The sequence below is a fragment of the Sulfuricaulis sp. genome, from assembly GCF_041499725.1.
In the GTDB taxonomy this organism is placed as follows: Bacteria; Pseudomonadota; Gammaproteobacteria; order Acidiferrobacterales; family Sulfurifustaceae; genus Sulfuricaulis.
The window spans coordinates 41,770-48,826 of sequence record NZ_JBGQKW010000010.1 but is presented as its reverse complement, the minus strand read 5'-3'; the positions used below and the strand labels follow the sequence as shown (position 1 = coordinate 48,826).

Here is a 7,057-nt window from a genome sequence, read left to right as displayed (position 1 = left end):
GGAATTCTCCTTATCCCGAAAGACTCCCATTGCCATGCAAAAACACAGCCAAAAACCCCGACATATCGGCAAATTGCTATGTTTTCTGAGATTCAAGTTAAGAATCGTCCAATAACCCACTGTTGTCAATGCGGTTTTCTGCATTCAAAACAGGGAAAAACCTAGGAAACTCGCGAAGTTTTTTGGTTCAGCCTCGACCCGCTCAAATCCTCGGATGAGACTGAGTTACCGGTGGAAAAACAGCTCAGTTATAGCGTTGGCGGAGATAGATATGCTTCGGACTGCCGCGGTACAGCCCAAAAGTGGCGCGGCCGGTGGGATCGGTGTTTCCCGTACCATTCCAGTCGAATTGCAGCCAGGAACGAGCCGCTAGATCCATGCGTGCATCAGCGTACCCGTCGCCCCCCGCTCCCGGGGCGGAGAAGCTCAGTTCTCCCACACCGGCCGTGGGCGAAACGACCGTGACGGTCGAAGGAATGTTCGGACCGGTTTTTATATTGATCGTCGCCACGCCTTGAGCCGGGTCATGAACAGCATTCTGCAAGTCGAGATTAGGGAGACTGAGCGATGTGCAAGTGTCCGCGCTATTCGTGACCCAACCGGTGATAGGAGGATTGGTCGCGGGCGCGGAGACAGTCGTGTCTTCGTAGTACTCCACCCGCATCGGCATCGACAGGGTCACAAGTTCGGAACCGTAGGCATTATAGAGACGTACCCGCCCACTGCGGATTTGCGTTTGCTCTTCGGTGTGGCCGACCGAGCTGACGCTGTCCGTGTCGATGGCACGCAGGGTGAGCGTGGCCGGCGCGGTTTCCTTGGCGGGAAAAGTGTACGTCACGGTACTCTGGGTCCGGGCACCACCGACGAAATTGCCCGCCGCAAGAGTGTTGTTCGTGAAGTTGGCGGCGTTGCCGGCATTCGAAACAGTGGTGGCTTTGGCGAATCCAAGCGCGCCATCGTAGTTCGCGGTCGTCGTGCCGCTGTTCGCGGCGCGCGCGGTGGCGGTAACGGTAAACAGCTGACCGGAGTAAGTAAACAACAGGGGGTCCGCGCCCGCGGGGCAGCCGTGGATGCGGGTGACGTCGAAATAGGCCGGCGTGAAGCGGCCGACCACGCCGTTGTCGTTATAGACGTTGATTCCGCTGTTGAGATAGTTGCTTGCGGTGGCTCGCAACGTAAAGCTGCCGACCTCGCTGTAGCGCCAATCCGCGGCCGATGCGGAACCGCCGCTGAAACTCGCTTGCGTAAGCGTGCTACCGCCCGCGCCGCGAACCAGTGTGCCGGCTGTTCCGGTGCCCGCCGGCGCGTCGGAGGGAGTGGCGGGCGTAAAAGGTGTCGTGGGTGACAGTACCGTATCCCAGGCGAATCGCGGGGCCAAGGAATTATTGGCTAAGTTGGCACCGCTGTCCGGGACACCGTCGTTGTTGGCATCGTCAGCGGCCTGCCACAATACACCGCGCACGGTGGCCGTAAAATTGGTGCCGGCCGACGTAAACACAGTCCCCGCGGCGGAACTGGCACCGGGGTTTCCGGTCACCGCGACGTGCAGCCAGGGGCGGGTGGTGATGCTGTTGCTGGTGCCACTCAGATCCACCGCCGTGGCATATAAACGAGTGTCGTCGCGCAGGTTCAGTATGTATTTGCCGACGTCCGTGGTGCTCATGGCGAAGCTCGCGGTGCCGCTCGCGAAGGTGAGCGTGAGGTTATTCGTGGCGGGGTTGGATGCCGGCGCACTCGTCGGCAGGGTCAAGGCGCCGATGGTGGGCACACTGGCGCCGGCGGGATGATAGGCATCCAGTGTGAGCCACGCGTCCAGATTCTTTGAACCGGTATAACTGGCGTCCGCGGAGCAGCTGCCGCCTACCTTCGTATAGAGACTCACGGATATGGTCTGATTGCGGCCGGCAATTTGGATCGGATCCTCGGTAATGACAAACGCGCTGTCGCGGAAGCTGGTGACCGGGGATGAAGTCGTGCTGCTACTCGGCACCGTGGCATCGGTAACATTGAAGGTCAGATCGTCCGCATGCGTATTGGTAAAACTGAGCGCGACGGACCCGTTGTCACCGGCGACAAAGGTATAGGTCGCGATGCCGTCGTCCGGCGTTCCGTTCACGAGGGTGCCGGTCGGCGTCCGCGACCAATCGCCATGCGACGTGGACGTGGTGATAGTGACCGTGCCGGTGTACCCGGTCAGTGTGTTGCCCGAGGAGTCCTTGGCCGTAATCGTGACGCCCTTAGCCGCGCAGGTGCTCGCCGAAGCCCCTACCGTGATGTCGAAATGATGAATGCCGGACAAAGGCGTTACAGTGGTCGCGCAAACTTGCAGGTTATCGATCTCATGGATATTGGTGGCGCCGCCGGTGGAACCGGTGTAGGACAGCAACCAGTTGGTCGGCACGGTTGCCTGGCCGGCTATGACCTTGGCGTCGTAGGCGGGAATAAGCGTGGTAAAACCAGCGCCGGTATTCCGCTCGACCGATACCATGGCGTTGACGCCATTGGCGTGGTCAACAATGATGCGGTAACGATAGCCCGGTCCGGCTGTGGCCCCGGTCACGTCGATGCCGGGCGCCAGGGTACCGGTGCCCGTATGATAGCTGTAATTGGGCAAACCTGCGCCGTAGGTGGCACCCACTCCGGAACCGGACCCGCGTATCGAGACAGAATCAGCCCGTGCCCCCGGCCCACCCACGCGCCCTTCGGTCGGGTTGGAAAAATTTCCGTACTCGTCGATTCCCACGCCAAGCCAGCCGCCGGCAAATCCCGGGCAACCGCCGGGGACCGTGCAATCGGAACCGGGGTTGCTCTTTTGCGCGTAACCGAGAGAACCGCCGAACGCCCCCGGCACGGCGGTGATGGCGCTGTCGGAGAGGGTGAGCGCGATGCCGTCCGCGCCGGAACCGCCGTAGGCGAAATGGTCGAACTCCACCTCGATCCGGTTTCCCGATCCCGGAAACAAACGCTGCAAGGTCGCCGTCGTGGCCGCGCTGCCGCTCGCGTCCGTCAGGCGCAGGCGATTATTGAAGATGACCGGGTCACCGAACGTCCCGCTATTGTGAGAGACGACCCAGTCCACGCTGGGGGAACCGTTGGCCCGGTTGAAGTCATCGGTATAGCAAATCAATGGCGTCGGCTTGAGGGATATGGACTGGACCGCTCCGGTATCCGCGGTCGCGGTGGCCGTGGCCGTGCGGGTTCCGGTGGCACCGATCGTGGGGCGGATTTCGTAATTCATTTCCATTGAAATCCCTGCCGCGTTGTTTGGCGCGAGCGATGCCACGTCAACGGCTTCGTTCATTGCCGCTGTCGACCAGGTTCCTGAACTAGCGTACTCATGGACGGTGACGAGCATGCCGTTGGTTAGCGTGGTCGTTACACTCGGCGCCGTATGGGTAGTGGCGCTGGCCGTGGAATTTCCGGTCTCGGCATCGTACGGGGTGACGTTATCCACGCCGTTAAAGCTTGCAATGCCGCCGACCGCGCCATTATGGGTGCCGCCCGACAACGTCCAGGTATAGCCAGCCGGCTCACCCACGCCGGCAACTCGATAATAAGTAGCAAGCTTGCTGGTGGTCGCGGTGCCCTGAGTCACCTGCCGGATCAGGGTCCATCCCACGGGTGGCGTAATCGTAATTGTGCTCGGCGTTACACTGACGGAGGCAATCATGACGTCCGCCGTGAGTGTTCCCGCGGGCTTGGGAATGGTCAGCGCGCCGACGGCGGGACGCAGCGCGATCTGCGCGCCGTGGCTGATGGCGGCCGCGGCTCCCGCGCGCGTGGCCGTGACCGCCGCTTGCGCGCCGGCGGCGGCGCGCAAGCCATAATGCGCGGCGATCGAGGAATCGGTGCCGTTATTTGTGGCGCTGAAAAAGGCTTGCGTCCATGGCGCACTGCCCGCCGGCAGACCAATGGAGGTGTGATTGTCGGCCATGTGCGCCGTGAACACGAGCATGGTATTCGGCGAGACGGTGGTGATGGCGCCCGCTTCGGTGGTCAGGTCGGCCGGCGAGACGGTAAAACTGTTGGCGACGTCGAATGGAGTAGTGTTATCGACGCCGTTGAAGCCGATAATCTGGGCGATGATCGAATCGCCACCGGTATGCGTAACCGTGGGCGTGGTGCTGTCGCCGGCGGCGGCGATCTTCCAAAAGATCGTGGCCCGGTGCGCAGCGCCGCTGTTGGCGGCGGAAAGCGTTGTCCAGCCGGCGGGCATCGATGCCACGACATTGTCCTTGCTTTCAACAACGCACAACAGCATGTCACCCGCCGACCAACCGGCTGGATAGCCCGGGGCAACGTTGCCGCTGGCGGCGTTCGCCACAGTTCCGCTATTCACATAGGTTATCACCCCGCCGGTCGCGGCGCTGGCCGAAGCCGCGGCGCGAAAACTAACGAGCGCCTGGGCTGGCGTTACGATGAAGGCAAAAACCAAAAACAAGACCACGGCAAGACAGGAAACAAGCGCCTTGCCATGTTTATGTTCGGCACGAAAGTTCATTATCTTATTGAGTTTCACGCTGAGGATGCGGCTGGCGGCGGTCATGACATATCTGAACTCATACTGAATGCTGGTGCCTTTTGAGGTGACGTGGCCAAAGCCACGCACCCGATCTTTTAAGGATAGCCCATGAAGGACGTGATCGAAGCGTCATACCATCAAGTCAAGGACTTAGGGCGCGTTGGTCACAGTCACCTGGAGGGTGCGCGAGACATAGTCGGCGTCGCCGAAATTCCCGGAGGTGGCAGTGGAGCTAATGACGTAGACGTTGTACGTATCGCTGCGCTCGCGGTGCGTGGTATAGCTGCAGACCACGGACACGGTAAATCCGTTAAGGCCGGCAGCCGCCAGATTAAAAGTATTGGTGGTCGGTGTTGAAGGAGTCGCGCCGCAAGTGGGCACCGTGTTGTTGAGCGCTCCGAAAGTCCCCCATTCCACCCCGGAACGCGCCGCATAGAAGGCGCGCGTGCCCTGCACCGCGGCACTCGCGGTGGCCCGCTCCATGCCGCCAATGGTCACCATCATGATTCCGAGCATGGCCAGCACCACAACGATAAAGATGGCCGCGACGAGAGCGAAACCCCGCTCATGTTTTCCGCGGATTGACGGAAGACGCGTCATGGAGAGTTATCCACGTGCACCTGGTACAGCAACCGGACCTGTTCGCCGCTGGCGGCGTCGGCGACGGTGATGTCGAGCGTGACAAGACCGGCGCGCTGGTTCGTACCCGGCGAGTATCTGAAGTTGCAGGCCGTGACCGGTGTTGAGAGCAATGCCGTCGTTGCTCCGGCCGGCGCGCTCTGCTGGGCAGCAGTGATGAGATAGTTCCAGTAACGCGTGATGTTGCCGTTCGGTCCAGCGTTGCAGACATAGGTTACCGGCGTGTCTACGACGTAGACGCGTTGGTTGGGCGAAGCGTAGCGGAACCGGAAGGTTGCGCCTCCGATCGGCAAAATCTGATGTTCATCGGGTGGGGCGCCATCGTCATTACTAATGGTAAAGGTCGTGTTGGCCGGCGGGTTAGGATTGGTAATGACGTATGGGCCGGCGGGCAAGTTTGCGTCCGCGTACGCATCCGCATTGGTGATACCTTGGTTGTAAATCGACAGGCGCTGCGTGGTGGAGGTGAACGGCACCGTAATGTTCTGAAAAAAGCCGACGATGTTGAATCCATCGTTGTCCGCGCCATTAAACTTTAATCGGTATCGTGTCGGTCCGTGGTCATGGCCGATATTACCCGGCCCGTCGCGATAGCGCGCGCCGTCCATCGTGTTGAGCATCTCGATCGTGCAGACCGCGCCCGCGGCCAAGCAGCTCACGCTGTTCGTGTTACCGAGGGCATCGCGCACGCGCACGCTGTTGGGCAGCGCCTGGCGGATGTCGCGCCCGAGACGCCGCACCGCCATTTCCGCCGCGTCCACCAGTTGCGCACGGCGCACCTGCGCCTCGTAGCCCTGGATCGGACGCACGATGATCACGCCCAGTACCGTGGCAATGATCCCGCTGATGGTGATGACGACGATCAGTTCGATAAGGCTCACGCCCCGGTTGCGACGCATGCAACCGGTATTCGACTGATAATCGAATCTGAGCAGGCTCATATCAGTTGTAGTTTGTCCGATATCCGCTGACAACGACGCTGCCGCCAGTCGGCATCGTGACCGTCACCTGTGCACGCACGGCGTTGCCGCTGGCGAGGGTGATGTCATTCAGCGCCTCGGTGGTCACCTGAACATTCACCGAGTAACCCGCTAGCGCCGTAATGGCAGTGCCGTTCTGGTCGCGAGGAGGACTATCCGTGATACCGTTATAGTCCCACACGTCATCGTAGAGACCGCGAGACGCCTCGACCCCGTCGGCGGTAAAATTTTTGGTGAGGATTTCCTCCAGATAAGCCTCGCCGACGATCACGGCCTGATGCCAGATCAGCGGGTCGGCGCTGGCGCTAGTGTTGCGCACGATGACAACCATGACGCCGGCCAGCGCAACCCCGATCACCACGATGGAGACAATCAACTCCACCAGGGTTACTCCGCGTGCATGAAGGCGGGATCGCATCATTCTCATTGCGCCTGCACGAATCCAGTCTCGCCGATAACCGTCAACTGCCGGCTGCCGACAGTGATGGCAAGCGAGGGCGTGACCGAAGCCGTGCCGCTGGCGGAGAAGGTGAAGTCAGCCGCCGAAAGCGTTACACCACTCGGAACGGTTCGGGTGAAGGTCGTCGCGTTGCCGGAAGGATCCGTCAGTGGCGTCGTATAGGAACCCGGGGTATTGCAGTTGCCGACGGAAGCGGGCCGATAGAGCGTGAACCCGGTCACGGTGGTCTGCACGCGCACGGTACAGCCGCTGGCCACCGCGTACTTCTGCGCGTAGCGCAGCGCGGAGACCGTCTCATCGTAAAATCCGCTTTCGCGAAAGGCATTGACGTTGAAAAACAGCGGGCCAGTCACCGCCGCGATCAGCGCGATGATGATCAGCGTCACGATCATCTCGACAAGGGTGAAACCTCTGAAACCACCGAGGCGCATTGGTACGGATTGATCAGGGGCCATA

Annotated in this window: 5 protein-coding genes; all 5 read right to left on the bottom strand. The window is 60.9% G+C overall.

Features of this window, described 5'->3' with window-relative positions; genetic code table 11:
• Positions 1–244 precede the first annotated feature (244 nt).
• A complete protein-coding gene (locus ACC569_RS03375) occupies positions 245–4,546 on the bottom strand; it encodes a DUF6701 domain-containing protein (protein WP_372522089.1) in 4,302 nt (1,433 codons plus the stop codon).
• A 126-nt stretch (positions 4,547–4,672) separates the two neighbouring features.
• Positions 4,673–5,122 (bottom strand): pilus assembly protein MshP, encoded by a 450-nt coding sequence (locus tag ACC569_RS03370; protein ID WP_372522088.1) that lies wholly within the window; start codon positions 5,120–5,122, stop codon positions 4,673–4,675.
• A complete protein-coding gene (locus ACC569_RS03365) occupies positions 5,119–6,102 on the bottom strand; it encodes a type II secretion system protein J (protein WP_372522087.1) in 984 nt (327 codons plus the stop codon). The genes ACC569_RS03370 and ACC569_RS03365 overlap by 4 nt, the downstream gene beginning before the upstream one ends.
• Position 6,103: 1 nt before the next feature.
• A complete protein-coding gene (locus tag ACC569_RS03360) occupies positions 6,104–6,562 on the bottom strand; it encodes a prepilin-type N-terminal cleavage/methylation domain-containing protein (RefSeq protein WP_372522086.1) in 459 nt (152 codons plus the stop codon).
• A gap of 2 nt (positions 6,563–6,564) precedes the next feature.
• Positions 6,565–7,032 carry a Tfp pilus assembly protein FimT/FimU gene (locus tag ACC569_RS03355; protein WP_372522085.1) on the bottom strand — a complete coding sequence of 156 codons (468 nt, stop codon included), beginning with the start codon at positions 7,030–7,032 and terminating at the stop codon, positions 6,565–6,567.
• Positions 7,033–7,057: the final 25 nt, after the last annotated feature.

Excerpts from the sequence above, each read along its gene's own strand:
- ACC569_RS03370 (WP_372522088.1), bottom strand. The coding sequence starts at position 5,122 with ATGACGCGTCTTCCGTCAATCCGCGGAAAACATGAGCGGGGTTTCGCT.
- ACC569_RS03365 (WP_372522087.1), bottom strand. The coding sequence starts at position 6,102 with ATGAGCCTGCTCAGATTCGATTATCAGTCGAATACCGGTTGCATGCGT.
- ACC569_RS03360 (WP_372522086.1), bottom strand. The coding sequence starts at position 6,562 with ATGATGCGATCCCGCCTTCATGCACGCGGAGTAACCCTGGTGGAGTTG.
- ACC569_RS03355 (WP_372522085.1), bottom strand. The coding sequence starts at position 7,032 with ATGCGCCTCGGTGGTTTCAGAGGTTTCACCCTTGTCGAGATGATCGTG.
- ACC569_RS03375 (WP_372522089.1), bottom strand. The coding sequence starts at position 4,546 with ATGACCGCCGCCAGCCGCATCCTCAGCGTGAAACTCAATAAGATAATG.